This window comes from Bradyrhizobium sp. NDS-1 (assembly GCF_032918005.1).
Lineage (GTDB): Bacteria > Pseudomonadota > Alphaproteobacteria > Rhizobiales > Xanthobacteraceae > Bradyrhizobium > Bradyrhizobium tunisiense.
In genome coordinates this window covers 953,113-975,000 of the sequence record NZ_CP136628.1, presented here as the reverse complement: position 1 = coordinate 975,000, position 21,888 = coordinate 953,113, and the positions used below count along the sequence as shown (strand labels likewise).

General features: G+C 61.8%; 14 protein-coding genes, 2 tRNA genes, 2 rRNA genes and 1 pseudogene (1 of these 19 only partly in view). 7 read left to right on the top strand and 12 right to left on the bottom strand.

Annotation, left to right across the window (positions count from 1 at the left end; translation table 11 throughout):
• From RX330_RS04545 to RX330_RS04530, 4 genes are all read right to left on the bottom strand, one after another.
• Positions 1-1,151: ribosomal RNA gene (locus RX330_RS04545) — 23S ribosomal RNA — on the bottom strand (it extends 1,723 nt beyond the left edge of the window).
• Positions 1,152-1,557: 406 nt separating this feature from the next.
• Positions 1,558-1,633 (bottom strand) — tRNA-Ala (locus RX330_RS04540).
• A 33-nt stretch (positions 1,634-1,666) separates the two neighbouring features.
• A tRNA-Ile gene (locus RX330_RS04535) sits at positions 1,667-1,743 on the bottom strand.
• Between the two features lie 187 nt (positions 1,744-1,930).
• Positions 1,931-3,419, bottom strand: a 16S ribosomal RNA gene (locus RX330_RS04530).
• Together the 16S and 23S rRNA genes with 2 tRNA genes alongside form the textbook arrangement of a ribosomal RNA operon.
• A gap of 1,129 nt (positions 3,420-4,548) precedes the next feature.
• On the opposite strand from RX330_RS04530, the gene RX330_RS04525 reads away from it, so the two are divergent.
• The 3 genes from RX330_RS04525 to RX330_RS04515 all read left to right on the top strand — a co-directional run bounded on the left by RX330_RS04525 (position 4,549) and on the right by RX330_RS04515 (position 8,730).
• Positions 4,549-6,612: a peptidoglycan DD-metalloendopeptidase family protein gene (locus RX330_RS04525; RefSeq protein ID WP_212079849.1), complete on the top strand. Its 2,064-nt coding sequence runs from the start codon at positions 4,549-4,551 to the stop codon at positions 6,610-6,612.
• 154 nt (positions 6,613-6,766) lie between these two features.
• Positions 6,767-8,386, top strand: coding sequence for a hypothetical protein (locus RX330_RS04520; protein ID WP_317242200.1), 1,620 nt, complete (start codon positions 6,767-6,769; stop codon positions 8,384-8,386).
• 83 nt (positions 8,387-8,469) lie between these two features.
• A complete protein-coding gene (locus tag RX330_RS04515) occupies positions 8,470-8,730 on the top strand; it encodes a hypothetical protein (RefSeq protein WP_212079847.1) in 261 nt (86 codons plus the stop codon).
• Positions 8,731-8,936: 206 nt separating this feature from the next.
• Here RX330_RS04515 and RX330_RS04510 read toward each other — a convergent pair whose 3' ends face one another.
• The 5 genes from RX330_RS04510 to RX330_RS04490 form a co-directional block, all read right to left on the bottom strand.
• Positions 8,937-11,051 carry a DUF2272 domain-containing protein gene (locus tag RX330_RS04510; RefSeq protein WP_317242199.1) on the bottom strand — a complete coding sequence of 705 codons (2,115 nt, stop codon included), beginning with the start codon at positions 11,049-11,051 and terminating at the stop codon, positions 8,937-8,939.
• Between the two features lie 45 nt (positions 11,052-11,096).
• Complete coding sequence (locus tag RX330_RS04505) at positions 11,097-12,416, bottom strand: hypothetical protein (RefSeq protein ID WP_212079845.1); 1,320 nt, start codon at positions 12,414-12,416, stop codon at positions 11,097-11,099.
• A gap of 146 nt (positions 12,417-12,562) precedes the next feature.
• A complete protein-coding gene (locus RX330_RS04500; protein ID WP_317242198.1) occupies positions 12,563-12,805 on the bottom strand; it encodes a hypothetical protein in 243 nt (80 codons plus the stop codon).
• Between the two features lie 216 nt (positions 12,806-13,021).
• Positions 13,022-13,846 (bottom strand): BTAD domain-containing putative transcriptional regulator, encoded by an 825-nt coding sequence (locus tag RX330_RS04495; RefSeq protein ID WP_317242197.1) that lies wholly within the window; start codon positions 13,844-13,846, stop codon positions 13,022-13,024.
• A gap of 337 nt (positions 13,847-14,183) precedes the next feature.
• Positions 14,184-14,996, bottom strand: a complete 813-nt coding sequence (locus RX330_RS04490) for a helix-turn-helix domain-containing protein (RefSeq protein WP_317242196.1) — start codon at positions 14,994-14,996, stop codon at positions 14,184-14,186.
• Between the two features lie 54 nt (positions 14,997-15,050).
• Here RX330_RS04490 and RX330_RS04485 point away from each other — a divergent pair, with 54 nt between their 5' ends.
• The gene (locus RX330_RS04485; RefSeq protein ID WP_212079840.1) at positions 15,051-15,470 is read left to right on the top strand and encodes a nuclear transport factor 2 family protein; all 420 of its coding nucleotides are present in this window, start codon (positions 15,051-15,053) and stop codon (positions 15,468-15,470) included.
• 42 nt (positions 15,471-15,512) lie between these two features.
• Here RX330_RS04485 and clpB read toward each other — a convergent pair whose 3' ends face one another.
• Positions 15,513-18,152 carry an ATP-dependent chaperone ClpB gene (gene clpB / locus RX330_RS04480; protein WP_212079839.1) on the bottom strand — a complete coding sequence of 880 codons (2,640 nt, stop codon included), beginning with the start codon at positions 18,150-18,152 and terminating at the stop codon, positions 15,513-15,515.
• A gap of 237 nt (positions 18,153-18,389) precedes the next feature.
• Between clpB and RX330_RS04475 the strand changes: the two genes are divergently transcribed.
• Positions 18,390-19,193 carry an MOSC domain-containing protein gene (locus tag RX330_RS04475; protein ID WP_212079838.1) on the top strand — a complete coding sequence of 268 codons (804 nt, stop codon included), beginning with the start codon at positions 18,390-18,392 and terminating at the stop codon, positions 19,191-19,193.
• Positions 19,194-19,274: 81 nt separating this feature from the next.
• On the opposite strand, the gene RX330_RS04470 is transcribed toward RX330_RS04475, so the two are convergent.
• Positions 19,275-20,051, bottom strand: a complete 777-nt coding sequence (locus RX330_RS04470) for a TIGR02594 family protein (protein WP_317242195.1) — start codon at positions 20,049-20,051, stop codon at positions 19,275-19,277.
• On the opposite strand from RX330_RS04470, the pseudogene RX330_RS35680 reads away from it, so the two are divergent.
• Both RX330_RS35680 and RX330_RS04465 read left to right on the top strand, forming a co-directional pair.
• A pseudogene (locus tag RX330_RS35680) lies at positions 20,040-20,177 on the top strand (hypothetical protein); the annotation flags it as partial. The gene RX330_RS04470 and the pseudogene RX330_RS35680 overlap by 12 nt on opposite strands.
• Before the next feature lie 74 nt (positions 20,178-20,251).
• Positions 20,252-21,115, top strand: coding sequence for an alpha/beta fold hydrolase (locus RX330_RS04465; protein ID WP_317242194.1), 864 nt, complete (start codon positions 20,252-20,254; stop codon positions 21,113-21,115).
• Positions 21,116-21,224: 109 nt separating this feature from the next.
• On the opposite strand, the gene metW is transcribed toward RX330_RS04465, so the two are convergent.
• The gene (gene metW / locus RX330_RS04460; RefSeq protein ID WP_212079835.1) at positions 21,225-21,887 is read right to left on the bottom strand and encodes a methionine biosynthesis protein MetW; all 663 of its coding nucleotides are present in this window, start codon (positions 21,885-21,887) and stop codon (positions 21,225-21,227) included.
• Position 21,888: the final 1 nt, after the last annotated feature.

Here is a 21,888-nt window from a genome sequence, read left to right as displayed (position 1 = left end):
GATTTCCACATCCTTTCCCACTTAGCCACGAATTAGGGGCCTTAGCTGTAGGTCCGGGTTGTTTCCCTCTCCACGACGGACGTTAGCACCCGCCGTGTGACTCCCGGATAGTACTCTCAGGTATTCGGAGTTTGGTTGGGTTTGGTAAGACGGTAAGTCCCCCTAGCCCATCCAGTGCTCTACCCCCTGAGGTATTCATCCGAGGCGATACCTAAATATCTTTCGCGGAGAACCAGCTATTTCCCAGTTTGATTGGCCTTTCACCCCTAACCACAAGTCATCGGAGCCTTTTTCAACAGGCACCCGTTCGGTCCTCCAGTGAGTGTTACCTCACCTTCAACCTGCTCATGGCTAGATCACTAGGTTTCGGGTCTAATACAACGAACTTGACGCCCTATTCAGACTCGCTTTCGCTACGCCTTCGCCTATCGGCTTAAGCTTGCTCGTTAAATTAAGTCGCTGGCCCATAATACAAAAGGTACGATGTCACCCAGAACGTATCTTGGGCTCCATCTGTTTGTAGGTGTCCGGTTTCAGGTCTATTTCACTCCCCTCGTCGGGGTGCTTTTCACCTTTCCCTCACGGTACTGGTTCACTATCGGTCGCTGAGGAGTACTTAGGCTTGGAGGGTGGTCCCCCCGCGTTCAGACAGGATTTCACGTGTCCCGCCTTACTCGTGGATACATCATCGCATTACTCGTACGGGGCTATCACCCTCTAAGGCCCAGCTTTCCTGACTGGTTCCGATTGTCTTTGATGTATCACTGGCCTGGTCCGCGTTCGCTCGCCACTACTAACGGAGTCTCTGTTGATGTCCTTTCCTCCAGGTACTTAGATGTTTCAGTTCCCTGGGTTTGCTTGAAACCTCCTATGTATTCAGAAGTCTCATACCTTCTCTTGATAACCGGAAATCCAAAACCTCTTCGATCGAAACCTAAAGGTCCAGGAATCTTCCATTATCTGGTCGAACCCCACACCACAGTCTCTCGACTGAGGTCTTGGAGTTCCGGCTATCGAAGGTGGGTTTCCCCATTCGGAAATCCGCGGATCAAAGCTTCTTCGCAGCTCCCCACGGCTTATCGCAGCGTAGCACGTCCTTCATCGCCTCTCAGCGCCAAGGCATCCACCGAACACCCTTAAGGCACTTGATTGCTCTCATTATCAATGTCCACACACTCGGCAGAATGTTGTCTGCAGAACTGCCTTGCGGCACGCGCCCTCGATGAACGCTATCTGCAGCCGGACAATGATTAGAAAGACCAGCTTGCTTCGTAAGATCGTTCCGATAGCGAGGCGGTCAAGCTTCGCTAAAAGGATCATTTACAACTCGCCTGTCTCTCGAGCGCAGCCTTGTGAGCTACCTTCGAAAGACGCACGAGCGCCGAAATGATCCGGAGATAATGAAGTCTCGCGTGGCAATTGCTTGCCGCACGATCCAACTCGGATCGATCTCCTCTTTACGATGTCAGAAATCACGCAGCTTACCGTCTATCCAGACTGGTAAGTGCGAAGTGATGTTCGCGGACGACGGTGCACGATCTCGGTGATCAAACCATCTGGTGGAGCCAGACGGGATCGAACCGACGACCTCATGCTTGCAAAGCACGCGCTCTCCCAGCTGAGCTATGGCCCCGTAACCAGAAGACGAATGCTTACCCGATGAGTGTGGTGGGCCTGGGAAGACTTGAACTTCCGACCTCACGCTTATCAAGCGCGCGCTCTAACCAACTGAGCTACAAGCCCCTAACGCATATCCTGTTAAGGACCGGGGATTCTGCAGCTTGCAGCCCCAGCGCGTGTTCGTCCGCGAAGAAAGAGAAACGTAGACGGCGAAATCCCGCCAATGCAGCTCAACGATCTGGCGATCTGTTGGCCACTGATGTTTCTAAAACGGTTCGATAGAAGCAAGCTTCTGAAGAACCATCCTTAGAAAGGAGGTGATCCAGCCGCAGGTTCCCCTACGGCTACCTTGTTACGACTTCACCCCAGTCGCTGACCCTACCGTGGCCGGCTGCCTCCCTTGCGGGTTAGCGCACCGTCTTCAGGTAAAACCAACTCCCATGGTGTGACGGGCGGTGTGTACAAGGCCCGGGAACGTATTCACCGTGGCGTGCTGATCCACGATTACTAGCGATTCCAACTTCATGGGCTCGAGTTGCAGAGCCCAATCCGAACTGAGACGGCTTTTTGAGATTTGCGAAGGGTCGCCCCTTAGCATCCCATTGTCACCGCCATTGTAGCACGTGTGTAGCCCAGCCCGTAAGGGCCATGAGGACTTGACGTCATCCCCACCTTCCTCGCGGCTTATCACCGGCAGTCTCCTTAGAGTGCTCAACTAAATGGTAGCAACTAAGGACGGGGGTTGCGCTCGTTGCGGGACTTAACCCAACATCTCACGACACGAGCTGACGACAGCCATGCAGCACCTGTGCTCCAGGCTCCGAAGAGAAGGTCACATCTCTGCGACCGGTCCTGGACATGTCAAGGGCTGGTAAGGTTCTGCGCGTTGCGTCGAATTAAACCACATGCTCCACCGCTTGTGCGGGCCCCCGTCAATTCCTTTGAGTTTTAATCTTGCGACCGTACTCCCCAGGCGGAATGCTTAAAGCGTTAGCTGCGCCACTAGTGAGTAAACCCACTAACGGCTGGCATTCATCGTTTACGGCGTGGACTACCAGGGTATCTAATCCTGTTTGCTCCCCACGCTTTCGTGCCTCAGCGTCAGTATCGGGCCAGTGAGCCGCCTTCGCCACTGGTGTTCTTGCGAATATCTACGAATTTCACCTCTACACTCGCAGTTCCACTCACCTCTCCCGAACTCAAGATCTTCAGTATCAAAGGCAGTTCTGGAGTTGAGCTCCAGGATTTCACCCCTGACTTAAAGACCCGCCTACGCACCCTTTACGCCCAGTGATTCCGAGCAACGCTAGCCCCCTTCGTATTACCGCGGCTGCTGGCACGAAGTTAGCCGGGGCTTATTCTTGCGGTACCGTCATTATCTTCCCGCACAAAAGAGCTTTACAACCCTAGGGCCTTCATCACTCACGCGGCATGGCTGGATCAGGGTTGCCCCCATTGTCCAATATTCCCCACTGCTGCCTCCCGTAGGAGTTTGGGCCGTGTCTCAGTCCCAATGTGGCTGATCATCCTCTCAGACCAGCTACTGATCGTCGCCTTGGTAGGCCATTACCCTACCAACTAGCTAATCAGACGCGGGCCGATCTTTCGGCGATAAATCTTTCCCCGTAAGGGCTTATCCGGTATTAGCACAAGTTTCCCTGTGTTGTTCCGAACCAAAAGGTACGTTCCCACGCGTTACTCACCCGTCTGCCGCTGACGTATTGCTACGCCCGCTCGACTTGCATGTGTTAAGCCTGCCGCCAGCGTTCGCTCTGAGCCAGGATCAAACTCTCAAGTTGGACTTGAACTTTGAACCGGCTGATCACAACGTTTGACGAGGTCCCACCATTTTTCCGACGACCGAAGTCGCCGAGCTGCCTGCGATTCACATCGCTGGCAACGATGGTGTTTCCTTTAAAACGTGTACCGCCGAAGTCTTTCGTCCGGTCCCGATCCAGAAAGCCGAAGCTTTCTAAATGCGAGACCCGCAAGGACTCCGCCGTCCACGTTTCTCTTTCTTCATCTTCACTTGTCAAACAGCCCGAGACCGTGGAGGCCTCAACCTTCCCTAGGAGGAAGGGTTCCGACACCCTTACCGACGATGAATGAACTCCAATCGACTTGCGTCGACTGTTGTGTCACTCAACAAGGTGAGGAGCATCAGTGGCGCGTTCGCTCGCCTTGGTCAGTGACCCGGCGGCGCCGCGCTCAGTGGTTGGGGTTATAGGCCCCACCTTCCGGGCTGTCAACGCCAATCGTCAACAAATCGTCGCACAGTGGATCGCGGAAAAAATTCGAGCGTTTCCAATCGATTAGCGAGGCGTGGGGCGCAGCGGCGGGGGCGGGACGGCAAAAAATCTGAAAAAAGTTTGCTCGCCGGCGGGCGCCGGAAGGGGCTTTAAGGCCCCCCCATTTGGCCCCTCCCCCTGGTCCCTTCCTAGCGCGACCGCCTCACGGCGCCGGAAGCGTTCTAGCCCGAGGCCCGGGATCCCCAGCCAGACACCCCAAGCCGGATGGAAAGTCCCGCGAGGTCGGGCCGAGCTTCGCTCCCCCAGTCAGACGGGGGCCTTTACGGCCGGCCGTTCAGGAAACTTTTTCCATGACAGGCGCCGTACTTGAGCCACAATCCCGCGGCGTTCTGATAAGAGACAAGCTTGAATCGCGGGGATGCCAGAGGGGGCTGCCGGCGGTTTTCATGGGGTCAGAGGGAGGCGATCTTGCAGATGACGCGGCCTTCCCCTGACATTCGAAAGACATCGAGAGAGCTTTACCCGTCCAGCTGTTCGTAATTCCAGCCGGCCCCATCCGAGGGGCCTTCTGAGCGCGGACGCCTGTGCGGCTTGCCTTTTTCCGGCGATCCCCCTTCAAGAGGGCGGCCAGGGACGAGGTTCGAAACGGGCTTCTTGGGTCGTTGATTGGGGGACTTGAGTGAACCACAGGACGTCACGCGGCGCTTACGGGCGTGAGACCGGGATCATCGATCTCGGCCACGAGCCGCCGCTGTCCGTCGATGGTTCTGAAGCCGCCGTGATCGACCGCCGCCGCGTCTCGGTGCAATGGTTCAGCGGCACAATCTTGACCGGACTCTGCGGCGCGGCCCTGATCGGCGGCGCCGTTTTCGCATCTCTCGACGGCGAAATGACCTTCGCCAAGGTGCCCGAGCGGGTCGAGGGCGCACTGCGCGGCGCATTCGGCGCCGCCGATCGCGCCGCCACGCTGCACAAGAGCGACCGCCTGCCGCCGCCGAGCGAGTCCACGGCCTCCCGCAACATCGTGCGCGTCTCCACGGTCGCCCGCGTCGGCAACCGCGACGTGATGCGGGTGCGCCCCTTCGTGCGGATCGCCGGCAATCTGTCGATGACGACGAGCGATCTGTCGGCGAAGATTCCGCCGTTCAACGCCCAGCGCCTGCTCACCGATGTCGGCTCCGATCCGAAGGCCGCAGCGGAAGACCCCAACAATCCGGAAGCCGTCGAGCCCGATGCGGAAGTCTCCTTCGTCACCAAGGACCTGTCGCCGGTGCTGCCGAAGGCCAAGATTTCCGCAGTGGTGGCGCTCGACGACATCCTGATGCGGGTGCGCGACGCCGCCAATTGGCGCGGCAATGGCGGAGTGCGCTACGCCTCGCTCTCCAATGCCGCCGCCGACATCTCCGGCGCGACCGGCCCCTCCGACATCAGAACCGCCTATGCCGCCGAAGCCTCGCCGTCCGATCCCTATGCCGGCTTCGAGACGCGCGTGGTGCCGGAGAACGTCACGCTGCTGCCCAAGACCAAGGAGCAGATCACCGGCGGCAATCCGAACGGCGAACGCGTCCATCTGGTCAAGAAGGGCGACAGCGTTGCCGGCGTGCTGCGCGATCTCGGCGCCAACGCCGACGAGATCAAGGCGATCACCGCGACGCTCGGCCCCCGCGGCCGCGACGGCGGCCTCAAGGAAGGCGAGAAGCTCCGCATCCTGATGGCGCCCGCAAGCCCCGGTGCCCGCCTCCAGCCCTACCGCGTCGTCGTCGCCAACGAGACCATGGTCGAGGCGATCGCGGCGCTGTCCGATCTCGGCAAATACGTCGCGGTCGACGTCTCCAGCATGAACACCGTCGCCGACGCTGCGGCGAGCGCCAGCAGCGACGACGATGACGACGATGACGGCTCCGGCGTGCGGCTGTACCAGAGCATCTACGAGACCGCGATGCGCAACAAGGTGCCGATGCCGGTCATCGAGGACATGATCAAGATCTATTCCTACGACGTCGATTTCCAGCGCAAGGTGCAGCCGGGCGATTCCTTCGACGTTTTCTACGCCGGCGAAGACGAGGGCGTGACGTCGAGCGAAAAGAACGACGTGCTGTTCGCCTCCCTCACCGTCGGCGGCGAGACCAAGAAATACTACCGCTATCAGAGCCCCGATGACGGCGTCGTCGACTACTATGACGAGACCGGCAAGAGCGCGAAGAAGTTCCTGGTCAGGAAGCCCGTCAACAACGCCATCATGCGCTCCGGCTTCGGCGGCCGCCGCCACCCGATCCTCGGCTATGTGAAGATGCACACCGGCGTCGACTGGGCCACCGCCTACGGCACGCCGATCTTCGCCTCCGGCAACGGCCTGATCGAGAAGGCCGGCCCCGAGGGCGGCTACGGCAAGTACATCCGCATCAAGCATTCCAACGGCTACGAGACCGCCTACGGTCACATGTCGGCCTTCGCCAAGGGCATGGAGGCGGGCAAGAAGGTGCGTCAGGGCCAGGTGATCGGCTTCGTCGGCTCGACGGGCCAGTCGACCGGCCCCCACGTCCATTACGAAATCCTGGTCAATGGCCGTTTCGTCGACCCGATGCGAGTGAAGCTGCCGCGCGGCCGCTCGCTCGAGGGCCCGATGCTCGCAAGCTTCGAAAAGGAGCGCGACCGGCTCGAGGGCATGATGAGCGGCCGCGGCGGCGCCATCGCCCGCATGTCGGATGCGACCGGCGGCCCGCTGCAGGTCACCAACCGGTAAGCCGGCAACCGGCTAAGACCGGCTGGACATCTCCAAACAGGATTCGAATTCACGTTGACCGCGCGAGGCCGTTGCGCGGCGTCACAACGTCAAGTTTCGTTTGCCAAAGCGGCGTCAGGGGCGAATACTTTCCAAAAAAACGGGAGGTCTCGCCATGAAGAACAGGCTCGCCTGCGCAGCCTTCGTCGCCGCGCTTTTGGCCACCACGGGCGCATCAGCCGACGGCTGGGAGGTCACGAAGCTCGTCCCGGGCTCGCCGTTCCATGGCGTGCACGGGCTCGGCATCGACAAGGCCGGCCATCTGTTCGCCGGCAGCGTCGCCGGCGCAGCGCTCTACGAGGTGGACATCGCCGGCGGTACCGCCAAGGTTGCAATCCCTTCTCCCGTCGGCATGGCCGACGACATCGCGTTCGCGCCTGATGGCACCATGGCCTGGACGGGTTTTTTGGCCGGCGATCTCTATTCACGCAAGGGCGACGGCCCGATCAAGAAGCTCGCATCCGGCCTTCCCGGCATCAACTCGCTCGCCTTCCGCAAGGACGGCAGGCTCTACGCCACCACCGTCTTCCTCGGCGACACGCTCTATGAGATCGACGTCGAGGGCACCAAGCCGCCGCGCCAGATCATGGAGAAAATGGGCGGCCTCAACGGCTTCGAGTTCGGTCCCGACGACAAGCTCTACGGTCCGCTCTGGTTCAAGGGGCAGGTCGCCAAGGTCGACGTCGACAAGGCCGAGCTGACCGTCGTGGCCGACGGCTTCAAGGTCCTCGCCGCTGTGAATTTCGACTCCAAGGGCAATCTCTTCGTGATCGACACCGCGCTCGGCCAGCTCGTCCGGGTCGACACCAAATCGGGCGCCAAGACCATGGTCGCGCAACTGAAGCCTTCGCTGGACAATCTCGCCATCGACGACAAGGACCGCATCTACGTCTCCAACATGGCCGACAACGGCATCCAGGAAGTCGATGCCGCGACTGGCCAGGCCAAGCAGATCATCATCGGCAAGCTGGCGCTGCCCGGCGGCATCGGCGTCACCTCGGAGAACGGCAAGGACACCATCCATGTCGCCGATGTATTCGCCTATCGCACGGTGGATGGGGCGACCGGCGAGGTCACCGAGAAGGCGCGCATGCACGCCGCCGGCACCACGCTCGAATATCCGATGAGCGCGACGGCCAGGGGCAACGATGTGGTCCTGTCGAGCTGGTTCACCGGCACCGTGCAGGTGATCGACGGCAAGACCGGCGCAACGCGCGACATGTTGCACGGCTTCAAGGCGCCGCACGATGCGATCGTGCTCGCGGACGGCAGCATCCTGGTAGCCGAGCTCGGCACCAAGTCGCTGGTCAAGGTGAGCGGCGAACATGGCAAGGACCGCACCACCCTGATCGGCGGCCTCGAGGGCCCGGTTGGCCTCGTCGGCGGGAAGACTGACGAGGTCTACGTCACCGAAGCCTTTGCAGGCACCGTGTCCCGGATCGACAGCAACGGCGAAAAGACCGTCCTTGTCAAGGAGCTGAAAATGCCCGAGGGCATCGCGCGCGGGAGCGACGGCAAGCTGATCGTGGCGGAAGTCGGCGCGAAGCGTCTGATCGAGATCGCGCCGGAGAGCGGCACGGTGACGGAGATCGCGGCTGGTCTGCCGATCGGGCTCACGGGTGCGCCGGGCGGATTGCCGACGCATATTCCGACGGGCGTGGCCGTCGGCGCAACGGGCGTGATCTACGTCAGCTCGGATCTCGAAAATGCGATCTACAAGGTCGTGAAGAAGTAGGAGCCGCCTGCAACGGGACCGGCGGGAACCGGCACGTCGGTTCCCCGGTTAGAGGCTGACCGAAGCCAGCAGGAGGATCGCCCATGACGCGCCTCTCACGCGACGATGTCGTCAAGGCCGTGGACCGCGCCGACGACGTCACCATTGCCCAGATCATCGGAACCGGCGCCACCGCCGAGGAGCTCACCGAGGCCCAGGCCTGGCTCGTCAACGACGAGCCGATGATCAACGACCTGCGCCCGCTGGCGCAGGGCCGGGTGCGCGAGCTGGTGGATATTTTGTCGGAGCTGGAGGAGGAAGAGGACGGCCCGGCCGATCTTGGCGCCGCATCCGCAGTCAGTTAGCGAGCCCGATAAGACAAGCCGCCCCGGAGGGAGACATCTCTCTCCTGGGCCTTGTCGTCTCCGAGTGGGGTGCACGAGGGCACACGAGGAAGGGAGTCCCCGTGTGGTGCCCCCTTCCCTGCAAGGGGAGAAGGAACGGAGAGAAAGTCGCTGTTGGCTGAACACGATTCTGCTTCGAGCCGCGCTCCAGCGGCTCTTCCTCGGGATCAGCGCTTCTTCATGACGACGAATGAGAGATTCTGCCGGTCCTTGACCTTCCCCTTGGTATCCAAGGCGATTGTCTTCTTCAAGACGGAGTCGGACACGTTGCCGCCGATCAGATCGGCTTCGCCGGGTCTGACGGCCACGACGATATCGCTGTGGCTTTCATAGTCATCCGTTCTGTCGAACAGAGCCTGGGCCTCATCGAACGACATCCCACGAGTCCTTCCGGCTCCGATAATGTCTCCAACCGCCACGACCGCTTCCTTGTCTTTCAGACGGAAGCCCCAATAGGCTTTGCTGGCATCCTGCTGCTGCTGCGCCTTGATCGCCTCGCGAATGTAGGTGCAGTGCATTTGCGAGATCGTGAACGCCGGGGCTTGAATGCCGGCCTGTCTGATCATGTAGGAGATCGTCACCGCCGACCAGAAGTAGACGTCCTTCTCGATGTCCTCCAGTGACGGACGCGCTCCCAGCAGCTTGCAATAGGTATCGCGGACATAGGTCGCGAACGGGACTTCGTTGTCGACGTGTCCGACGTTTCCGGGAACCGATCTGCCCCAAAACTCCCATTCTTTCGTCGCCGCGGCAACGATCGCCGAAGCGGATTTGTCCGGGCTGATGAGTGGTCCTTGCGGCTGCCCATCTCCCGAGAACACCCAGGCATCCTGGCCAAGTTGAATCGCGTGGCCCTCGGGGGGATGATAATTCGCCGGAAACCCGTGAATATGGGAATCTGGCGGCACCCCGTAGGAGGCTATCGGGCGCGCCCGGATCGGCTCCCCCCAACTCGGGTGGGATGTCGGATTGAAGAAGTGGGTCGCCCCCTTGATCTGGCTGGCCGTTCCGCGTGCCCGATTCTGGATGTGATGAAGTGCGATCTGGAAATGCTTGTCCGACGGCTTCGGCAGCTTCTCCCAGGTCCCCAGATCATTGATCGCCGAAAACTGCTTCGGTTGATTGATGACGCCCTGGATTGTCTTCGGGAATTCCGTGCTTGGATAGATCATGCGATTGAAAACGGTATCGATCACGGCACCTATCGCATCCGTAAACATTTGCACCCCAAACTTCTCGTCGAAGTTGCCGACCTCGCTTTCGCCGACCCGGGCCAGGGCATCCACGTCCTGATCCGTGATCGAGACCATCTTTCCGCTGAACTGAATGCCAAAGATCGGATTGTCGGCGTCGGACGGCACGCTCTTCTCGATCTCATGCGCCAGCTTCTTCACTTCCTCGAAGGCCGCGGTGAACTTGTCCACGCAGGTCTGAATCGCCTCCTTGATCGTGGCTGAGCCGTCTTCCTTGAAGATGGCCTTGTTGCGCTTCAGGGACGCCGTCCGCGCCGCATCATCGTCGTAGACCTTCTTAATCACATTCAGCGATGGCTGCGTGGGATCAGCCTTCTCAGCCTGAAGCATCTTGTCGGCTGCACTCGACCCGAACGTACCGTCGTCATTGAAGATGTGCGCGAGATAGAGATCAATCGCGCTCAATCCGTGATCGGTGATCAATCCCTTGAGCAGCGTCGCCGATTTCGCCGCGAGCACGCCGGCAACGACGCATTGCGCCGTCGGGGACGCGATACTCTCCACCGTAAGTCCGGCGAGCTCGGGCAGCGCCAGAAATTTCGTCCATGCTTCTCTCGTGAACCGGTAAGCCCCGAGCGCGACCGCGTCCGCCGGATCATCGGTCTTGACGCTGGTCTCGCTCCATCGATCGCCGCTTTGAACAAACGCCAGCGCGTAGAGGTAGGCTGGATTCGTCCTGTTCAGCTCGGCATGTACAAAGCAGGCATCGGCAAAAGCCGCCTTTTCGACTTCTTTCGGAAACGGCACGTAACCGCCCGATGCCAGAACCTCGACCCCTTCGTCGACAAGGTCTCGCGCAACGACAAACCCCTTCTTGGCATTCGCGTCGACACCGTCCTTTGCACTGACGAAAACCCACGTCACGGGATTGCCGCCGATCATTTCGGTCACGGGATCCTCGGCGCCGGTATCTACCTTTTGGCCGGCAAAGATTTGCAGCTCCAGCCCGTCGAGTTCGACGATCGGAGAGTCCTCCTTTCCGTTCTTGCGCAGGAAACGATCGAACAGAAGCTTCTTGACCTCGGGCATGAACCTGTCTCCCGCAAAACGAATCTCAGGCGAGGAAAACTCGTGTCAAATGCATGTCAGCGAAATGTTCCGGAACGACTTGTCGGTCAGCGTATCCGTATCGCGATCGGCAGTTTCGGCCTTCCGCGCCTCGGACATCTTGCTCTTCGCAACCTTAATCGCCGCGCGTGTCGCGACATCGAACTTGCCGGACGCCTTGTCTTTGAGCGTCGGATCGCACAGCGCGAGAATGCCCTGGAGTATCTTCACGCCGTTTTCGTCCGCAAAGCGGAACTTCTCAAAGGCCGTCTGGTATCCGCGATCGATTCCGTTCAAGTCGATGCCGCACGGACGCGCTCCCAGGAAGATCTGAACCTCGGCCGCGCTCATGATCTGATTTTTGAGATTCACAAACGGCTTTGCGTTGGGACCACTGCTATTGCCGCCGACCTTCGCTTGCCGGATAGCCTCTCGCGTTGTTGGATCGAAAGTCGCGCTGGTCGGCACGCACAGGTTCGCTTGAATCGTCTGTCCGACGACTTTTGGCGTATTCCGTTCGCTATCGGTCTCTCCTCCTCCCATCGTTTCTACAGGATGGACGGGCGGCAGCGGATCGCGTGGCTTGGCCGGAAGCGACTTGATCAGAGAATCGGCGACGATCGATCTGCGGATTTGATCCGCATTCCCCTTGTCCGCAGGCTCGTTGCCGGCGACACTGTCACGGGTACGCTGGTTGATTAGATCCTCGATGTAGAACGGCGTGCAAATCAGGAGATACTCCCGCAGCACATGCACAGCGTCCGGCTGAAACGCGATGTTCTTGCCCAGCTTCTCGCGAAATTGCAGGCGCTTCTGGTGCACGAGAACCTGGACCGTCGACTTCTCGATCTCGAAAAGCAGGCGGGAGTAATAATTGGTGAAAGAGTTGCTCGCCAGACCGAACGCCAATCCCGCGATCGCAATCGGCGCGGCGCCCGCGCCAGTCGTGTACAGCAATGCTTCCGTGAAAGTTCTGGTGTCGGTGATTTGGTCGAGAATGGCGGCGCGATTTCGTCGCCGGCTGTTCAGCCAGGCGAGATAGCTGTCGCAGCGGCGATCGATGTCGTTGAAACCCGCTCGCACCAATAGTGACCATCCAGCGCCGCCATACGGCTTCATGTCGCAGACAAATCCGGTCTCGGTGCCGTCGGCGACGACCTGAGACATTCCAGCCTGGGCGCAGAGATAGTTCAGGTACAACGCCATACGACGCGTCTGATCGACGATGTCGTCGGACGGAAGCTCCGTTCCTATTCCCCGTTCGATCAACATCTCTTCGGTCGTGTTGCAGCCGGCTGTCATCAGCGCCAGCACCAGACCCACAACGATTCCCCAAACGCTACGCATCGACGTAATCCCGTAAGACAAATAAAACCTGTGGCGAGCCCCGATCAAATCGCTCGAGAGGATTCGCACGCTCCCGGCCATGGAAGCATCGCGTGGATGACAGCTGTGGCCTCGTTGTGTGATCGATCTTGCGCACGGCGTACCTCTCACTTTTCGGATGTTGACGGACCGACGTCCCTGGGCGCCTGCTCTTCATGTGCCTCCGCCGCCACGTTCAGATTGGCGGTGACGATTGCGAAAGCGCGTTGCACGTCGTCGACCACATCGCGCCGCCGCGTATTGATATTGCGGACAAGGACCCGCCAACCGTCATCTCCGCTGCCACCGGCGGTTTCCCGCCAGAAGCGCAGAATGAAAACCTGATCCGAGAGCGGCTGTTGTGAGCTCATGGGCCGAGCGTCGCATGGTGCGAATTCGGGAGAATTGCGCGATCGTTCCGGGATGGTCGCCGTCTCGTCACGGCGGCTTGCGGCGAGAATTCCGCAGCGATCGCGCCGCGATCACGGCAGAATCACGATGCGGCCGGGCAAGGCAGAGCCCTGCCCGGCCATGGTCAGGCCAAGCCTTGTCAGGTTGCGAAGTCAGATGGAATCGGGACTGCGGCGCTAGTTTACAGCGCGCCGCCTCTCGTCGCGGCTCATCAACCGTACGCGCAAATGCTGGGCGTCATCGGCGTTATGCAGATTCCTGATCTCGTCAATGATCGCACGTGTCGCCGGAAGCGGAGAAATTCCCAGCTCCTGCTGGATCATGGCGATCCAATGATCGTAGTACCTGATGGCGTCGATACGCCTCTCATCGAGTGCAAGCAAAGTCAGGAGATGCCGAACCAGTTCCTCGCGATAGGGATCGAAGCGCAGCGCGTGACGGGCGAGCAGGATCGCATCATGATAATGGCCACAAAGCCCCAGGTGACGAACGATGGTCATCGCCGACTGCACAAAAAGGGAATGCAATCGCTCGCGCTCCTCCAGTATCCAGTCAGCGTCTTCGCCGTCCAGGAACGGCCCCTCGTAACGGTACAGGACGGCGAGAACCTGCTTCATCGTGGAAGGATCCACCTGCGCCTCAACACCCTTGAGAGCCGCCTGTGCCGCTTCAAGCAGAGCCCAGGTGTCGACGTCCAGCCAAGACGTCCTCTCGAGAATGGTCTCCGAGCCGACGGTTCTGAGGCCATAGCCCTCTCTGTACTCCGGAGCCGACGCGAGCAGCTTTCGCAAGCGCCAGATCGCAGAGTTCACGGTTCGGCGTCCCCTATCCGTATCGAGCTCCGGCCAAAACAGGTCGATGAGTCGCTCGCGACGGTGCGGACGGTCCGGAAATGTGAAAAGGAAGCCGGCCAATCTCCGTCCTGCTGGACCGAGATCCAACCAAATCTGCTCGTTACCGCGCGCAACCCGGCTGGCCCCCAGCAAACTAACGGTCAACACCGACGCCCCTCCACGCAAAACACAACAAAAATTGCCTGTGGCGTTCAATCATCACAGCTCGAAATTGCGAGCTCAGTCTAAAATTGTCGGTTGCTCAAAGACTCGCGTGAATTCCTTGAACTCGCGTCCGCGGGACCGCCGCGCCAACCAAGATGGAATTATGACAACATATCTTATGGTTGTTCAATACCAATTTACAGCCAGAGCGGATAACCGCAGTGCGTGTGGCTTTTCAACGACACAACACTGCGACGATCCAGCCTCCCCCGCAAAAGCGAGAGCCCTCTCCGCGCCGGCGGAGAGGGCTTTGAGGCACTGCAGCGGCACGCTGCAGACGTTATCCCGCGCGCAACCGTGCGAACAATTCCGACGGCATCATACCGAACATGTCGCGAAAGGCCGTGCTGAAATGCGCGGAGCTGGAAAAGCCGGCGCCATGCGCGGCCTCGGTCAGCGATTGGCCTTGTGCGACCGCCCGCGCGGCAGCGCCGATCCGGGACCAGATCCGATAGCGGCGGAGCGGCACACCCGTGACGTCCTTGAACAGATGCAGGAAGCGCGAGGACGAAAGCCCGGCCTTGCGGCCGAGTTCAACAAGCGTGTGCGAACCGCCGGGCTCCTCGCGCATCCGCTTGATGGCGGCGGCAATTCTCGCATCCGGCTGCGCACTTGATCCAATCCCAAGCATGTCGCGGGCTGCTTGCCGCGCGTCCTCGGCTGCGAGGCGTCGATCCGCGATGTCGCCAAACAGCGCGACCACCGACCTCTCGTCGATCATGTCGAACGCGGCCCTCGACCCGACATCCTTCATTCGTGAGCGAAGCGCCTCGATATCGCGCCCGAGGGGATCGACATAGAGGAAGGCCATCCGTCCGGCATCGACGCGGAGATGGTGCAGATTGTTGGGCATGATCAGCACGCTGCGGGTCTGGCGATAAGACGGTGAGCGTGCCCTCGGATGGTCAGCTACGCCTATCGCCCGGTCGAGCGCCACGGCCAGCACGCCGGCTGCATTGCGGTGGGGTGTCAATCCGAAGGCCGGACCGAGATAGAGCACCCGCGCGTCCCAATCGAGCATCCGCGCCTTCTTCGGCCCGCCGCTGGGCGGCGTGCCGATAGCCAGTTCCTGAAAGCCGGGTGGCGAGATCATGCCCTATCATAGCGCACCGGCACCACGCTGCCGAGGACCCGGGAGATTATATCGATGGAGAAAGTTCTGGCGGATGACGCCGCACAAATCGCCGCGATCCGCGCCGCCGTCACGCGCTACGCGGCCGCCTGGCAGGCCGGTGACCGCGCCGCGATCGCCGCCTGCTACCACGATGAATTCGTGCTGCACTATGCCGGCCATAACCCGCTCTCCGGCACTCACCATGGCAAGGCGGCCGCGCTTGCCACTCTGGCCGAGGTCGCACGCCGCTCCAACCGAAAACTTCTCGGCATCGATGAGGTGATGGCCGGGCCGCGGCGCGGCGCCATTCTCGCACGGGAATCATTCAGCCGGGACGGTCGCACGGCTGAACTGGAACGGTTGCTGGTCTATGCCGTGCGTGAAGGCCTGCTGAGCGAATGCTGGGTCTACGACCGCGATCAGGCCGTGGTGGACGCCTTCTTCGCAGATTGAAAAAAGCCCTCCGCGCGTTTGGCGCGGAGGGCGTTTACTTCATCAGTTCAGCTTCCGCTTCGCCACCGGCGCCTCGAACTGGGCAATCTCGGCGGTCTGCGGCGCCTTGCCGTTGAAGGTGAGCACGTTGCCTTCGGACGAGATGGCAACGGCATCGCCGTCCCTGACGTCGCCGGCCAGGATCATCTCGGCGAGCGGATCCTGGAGATGGCGCTGGATCACGCGCTTGAGCGGCCTTGCGCCATAGGCGGGATCCCAGCCCTTGGCGGCGAGCCAGTCGCGGCCGGCCGTGTCGAGGCTCAGGACGATCTTGCGGTCGGTGAGCAGCTTCTGCAGCCGCGCGAACTGGATCTCGACGATCCGGCCCATCTCGCTGCGCTGCAGGCGGTGGAACAGGATGATCTCGTCGACGCGGTTGAGGAATTCGGGGCGGAAGTGCGCCCGCACCATTCCCATCACCTGCTCGCGCACGGCCGAGGTGTCCTCGCCCTCCGGCTGGTTCACCAGATACTCCGAACCGAGGTTCGAGGTCATGATGATCAGCGTGTTGCGGAAGTCGACGGTGCGGCCCTGGCCGTCGGTCAGGCGGCCGTCGTCGAGCACCTGCAACAGGACGTTGAAGACGTCGGGATGCGCCTTCTCGATCTCGTCGAACAGCACCACCTGGTAAGGCCGGCGTCGCACCGCTTCGGTGAGCGCGCCACCCTCGTCATAGCCGACATAGCCCGGAGGCGCGCCGATCAGCCGCGAGACCGAATGCTTCTCCATGTATTCGGACATGTCGAGGCGGACCATCGCGGTCTCGTCGTTGAACAGGTACTCCGCGAGCGCCTTGGTCAGCTCGGTCTTGCCGACGCCGGTGGGCCCCAGGAACATGAATGAGCCGGTCGGACGGTTCGGGTCCTGCAGGCCCGCGCGCGAGCGGCGCACGGCGGTTGCGACCGCGCGCACGGCCTCGGCCTGGCCGACGACGCGCCTGCCGAGCTGCTCCTCCATCTTCAGGAGCTTCTCCTTCTCGCCCTCCAGCATCTTGTCCACGGGCACGCCGGTCCAGCGCGAGACAACCTGCGCGATGTGGTTGGCGGTGACCGCCTCCTCCATCATCTCGCCGGAGCTTTCGCGCGCCTCGATATCCGCAAGCTGCCTCTCGAGCTCGGGGATCCGGCCATAGGCCAGCTCGCCGGCCTTCTGGAATTCGCCGCGACGCTGTGCATTGGCGAGCTCGACACGCAAGCCGTCGAGCTCGGCCTTCAGCTTCTGGGCATCGGAGAGCTTGTTCTTCTCCGCGCTCCAGCGCGCCGTCAGCGCAGCCGACTTCTCCTCGAGCTCGGCGAGGTCCTTCTCCAGGGTCTGGAGCCGGGACTTGGAGCCGGGATCGCTTTCCTTCTTCAGCGCCTCCTGCTCGATCTTGAGCCGGATGATCTCGCGGTCGAGCGAATCCAGCTCTTCCGGCTTGGAATCGACCTGCATCTTCAACCGCGCCGCGGCCTCGTCCATGAGGTCGATCGCCTTGTCGGGCAGGAAGCGGTCGGTGATATAGCGGTTGGACAGCGTCGTCGCGGCCACGAGAGCGGAATCGGTGATCCGCACGCCGTGGTGCTGCTCGTACTTGTCCTTCAGGCCGCGCAGGATCGAGATGGTGTCCTCGACCGAGGGCTCGCTGACGAAGATCGGCTGGAAGCGCCGCGCCAGCGCGGCATCCTTCTCGACGTGCTTCTGGTACTCGTCGAGCGTGGTCGCGCCGATGCAATGCAGTTCGCCGCGGGCGAGCGCCGGCTTGAGCAGGTTGGAGGCGTCCATCGCGCCGTCGCCCTTGCCCGCGCCGATCAGCGTGTGCATCTCGTCGATGAACAGGATGAAGGTGCCCTCGCTGCCGGTAACCTCCTGGAGCACGGCCTTCAGCCGTTCCTCGAACTCGCCGCGATACTTCGCGCCGGCAATCAGCGAGCCGAGATCGAGCGACAGCAGCTTCTTGTCCTTCAGGCTCTCCGGCACGTCGCCATTGACGATGCGCAGCGCAAGGCCCTCGGCGATGGCGGTCTTGCCGACGCCGGGCTCGCCGATCAGGACGGGGTTGTTCTTGGTTCGACGCGACAGCACCTGGATGGTGCGGCGGATCTCCTCGTCACGGCCGATGACCGGATCGAGCTTGCCGTCGCGCGCCGCCTGGGTCAGGTCGCGGGCATATTTCTTCAGCGCGTCATAGGCGTTCTCGGCCGTCGCCGAGTCCGCGGTGCGGCCCTTGCGCAGCGCCTCGATCGCGGCGTTGAGGTTTTGCGGGGTGACGCCGCCCTTGTTCAGGATCGTGCCGGCCTCGCTGGTCTTCTCCAGCGTGAGCCCGAGCAGCAGCCGCTCGACGGTGACGAAGCTGTCGCCGGCCTTCTCGCCGGCCTTTTCGGCGGCATCAAAGGTGCGGGCGAGTTCGGGCGCCAGATAGATCTGCCCGGCGCCGCCGCCGCTGACCTTCGGCACCTTGTTCAGGGCGTCCTCGGTCGCCTTCAGAATTGCACGGGAATTGCCGCCGGCGCGGTCGATCAGGCCGGAAGCGAGGCCCTCATTATCGTCCAGCAGGACCTTCAGCACGTGCAGGGTGGAAAACTGCTGGTGTCCCTCGCGCATCGCAAGCGACTGCGCAGACTGGACGAAGCCCCTGGAGCGTTCGGTATATTTGTCGATATTCATCTTTCTGTCCCTCGGCCTGCCATCGGGGCCCCTAAGGCACCCCAAACGGCATCTTCATTGGGTTTCCAATTACCGCATTGACGTTTCTCAACCGGTAACGGTCGCATTTTGCCGACGTTGCCGCCGGCCTGACGCAGATGTGGGAAGCAGATTGCGGATGCGAAAGAGGCGACTTCACAATTTCGTGCGTTGGTGGGCGGGGTTGGCTCGGATCGGCCGAATCCCTTAAGTAGCGGCATGACCCCTACCGCAAAGTCCGCCAGCCACACCGCCGAGATCACCGGCCTCTACCGCTACCCGATCAAGGGCCTGACGCCCGAACGCCTGTCGCGGGTCCCTTTGCGGGCCGGCCAGACCCTCCCTGCGGACCGCCGCTACGCGATCGAAAACGGCCCGAGCGGATTCGACCCTGACGCGCCCGAATGGAAGCCGAAAATCCAGTTTCTGATGCTCGCTCGCAATGAGCGGCTGGCGCAGCTCGACAGCCGCTTCGACGACGCCACCAATGTGCTGACGATCCGCAAGGACGGCCAGACCGTCGCCAGCGGCGACCTGGAGACCGCAACCGGACGTGCCGCGATCGAGCGCTACTTCACGGAGAATTTTCAGCCCGAGCTGAAGGGTCCGCCCAAGGTTCTGTCCGGCCGCGACCACAGCTTTTCCGACGTCGCCCGCAAGGTCGTCTCCATCATCAATCTCGACAGTGTCCGTGCCATCGAGGCCATGCTGGGCGGCGTTGCCGTGCATCCGCTGCGCTTCCGCGCCAATCTCTACGTGAAGGGCTGGCCGGCCTGGTCGGAGCTCGATCTCGTTGGCCAGACGCTTGCGATCGGGCAGGCCCGGCTGAAGGTGGTCAAGCGCATCGTGCGCTGCCCCGCCACCAACGTCGATCCCGAGACCGGCAAGCGCGATCTCGAAATCCCGCCCACGCTCTCGCGCACGCTCGGCCACATGGACTGCGGCATCTATGCCGAGGTGATCGAAGGCGGCGAGATCGGTGTGGGCGACGCGGTTGCGGTGGAAGAACCGAAGCTGCTGTGAGAGCCACGTTGCCGTAGCGTGGGTTACGCCAGCGACCGCGCTTCGCGCGCCCGCCAGCCAACCCATCCTACGCGCCTCACCTCAATTCGGCATCACATACGCATAGATCTTCCCGCGCGAGACCGGCGCCTCGCGGACGCGGTTGCCGTTGTTGCCGGAGATCATGATCGGATTGCCGTGCGCGTCGATGCCGGTGATGACCCCGACATGGCCGCCACGGCTGCCACGCGACATCACCGCGATGGCGCCGACCTGCGGACCGGAGACGCGGGTGCCGTAGCGCGCGAACGAGCTCGCCATGTCGGATCCCGTGCCCTGATGCCCGGTCTTCTGCAGCACCATGTTCATGAAGCGCGCGCACCACAGACTGCCGCGCCCGGTCGGATTGCTGCCGACATAGCGGCGCGCCTCCGAGACGAGGCCCGATCCGCCGCCAAAGCCGCCGCCACTCATGCCGTTGCTGGCCATGCCGCCGTTCGCGCTGGCGGCCATTCCATCGCCATCGCGCATGGCCATTCGACGGACACCGCTCGTGGCCATGCGACCGCTGCCTCTAATGATCGTTTCACCATTGCCGCTCATGGCAATGCCTGGGCTGTTGGCGTTCGGATCATAGCTGGCAAAGGTGTTGCCGAACCCGTTCGCCTGCAGCTGTGCCGCGCTGCGCTCGAAGCGCGAGCTGCGTGCGTGGTGGCGGTGATGATGATGTCTGGCGTGGTGCACGTAAGCGTGCCGCTCTGCGCTATGACGATGATACGGCCGCGCTGAGGCCGGAGAGACGAACGCGGCGACCGCCGCGAGGAAGATCGCCAGCGCGACAACACGACGCGACAGGCGAGACGCAAGCAACTCGAACATTCTTCATCCTTCGTTGACACCCCACTTCCCGATCGGCCCGTGCGGCGGCCGACATCCGCTTTGCGTATCAGAATCCTGATGTGGCGAGATCAAGACGCGTTCTGGAAGATTTTGCGCGCAGGTTAACGGATGTTAGAACTCACATGCGTGAACTGCAGAACGGCATTCCAATGCCGCAACACCCTCAGAGAGAAAACCCGATGCCTTACGCCGTCACGGAGGACAAGTGCCGTCTCTATTTCGAAGAAGCAGGCAGCGGCACGCCGATCATCTTCCTGCACGAATTCGCGGCCGACTACACCAATTGGGAGCCGCAGATGCGCTACTTCTCGCGCGGCCATCGCTGCATCACCTATTCGGCGCGCGGCTACACGCCCTCGGACGTGCCCGAGGGCGAAGTCTACGGCTACACGCATTTCTACAGCGACGCGCTCGCGGTGCTCGATCATCTCGGGATCGAGCGCGCGCATCTCGTCGGCCTGTCGATGGGCGCCTACTCGTCGCTCCAGATCGGATTGAACGCGCCGCAGCGCGCATTGTCGATGACGCTGGCCGGCGTCGGCTCCGGCTCGGAGCTCGAGAACCTCGACGCCTGGCGCCAGCAGTGCCGCGCCAATGCCGAGCAGTTCGAGACGCTGGGATCAGTGGAAGTGGCAAAAGTCACGCGCGAAGCGCCGAGCCGGATTCCCTTCCTGGTGAAGGATCCGCGCGGGCACGCCGATTTCTACGCCGCGCTGGCGCGGCATGACGCGAAGGGATCGGCGCGCACGATGCGCGGCTTCCAGGGCGGACGTCCCTCGATCTACACGATGGCGGATGCGATCAAGAAGGCGACGACGCCGGCGCTGATCATCTGCGGCGACGAGGACGATCTATGCGTTGGGCCGAGCCTGTTCCTGAAGAAGCATCTGCCAGCGGCGGGGCTGGCGATGTTTCCGAAGTCAGGTCACGTGCTCAATCTCGAAGAGCCCGCGCTGTTCAACGAAAGCGTGGAACGCTTCGTGACGCTGGTGGAAGCAGGAAGATGGCCGGCGCGCGATCCGAGGTCGCTGGCTCCGCACTAGCTGTCATTCCGGGGGCGCTCGGAGAGCGAACCCGGAATCTCGAGATTCTCAGGTGCGCAATTGCGCACCATAGTTCGGCACGTCGTGCCGCCCCGGAATGACGGCAAGACTATTTCCCGCCGCCGCGGCTCAGCAGAAACACGCCCTGCTCGCCGAACATGTTCCACACCCACCAGGGCAGGTTCAGCGGCACCGGGCGGCCGTAGAGATCGAGCGCGACCGAACGCTCCATCTTGACGTTGATCTCGTCGCAGAGCTGCACGAAATCCTTGATGGTGCAGAAGTGGATGTTGGCGGTGTCGTACCAGGTCGCCGGCAGGTTCTCGGTGCGCGGCATGTGACCGCCGACCAGGAGCTGGAGCCGCATCTTCCAGAAGCCGAAATTCGGGAACGAGACGATGGCGCGGCGGCCGATGCGCAGCAGGTTCTCCAGCACGACACGCGGCTGCCGCGTCGCCTGCAGCGTCTGCGACAGGATCACGTAGTCGAAGGCGTCATCCGGATAATTGACGAGGTCGGTGTCGGCATCGCCCTGCACCACAGCAAGACCCTTGGCCACGCAGCGGTTGACGCCCTCGCGCGACAGCTCGATGCCGCGGCCGTCGATGCCGCGGGTCTCCAGCAGTTGAAGCAGATCGCCCTCGCCGCAGCCGACGTCGAGCACCTTCGAGCCCGGCTTGACCATCTCGGCGACCAGCCGATGATCCGCGCGAAAATCACCGGACTGCCCGGTCGCAACGCCGCCGAGCGGCAAGACCTCCTGCACCGACATG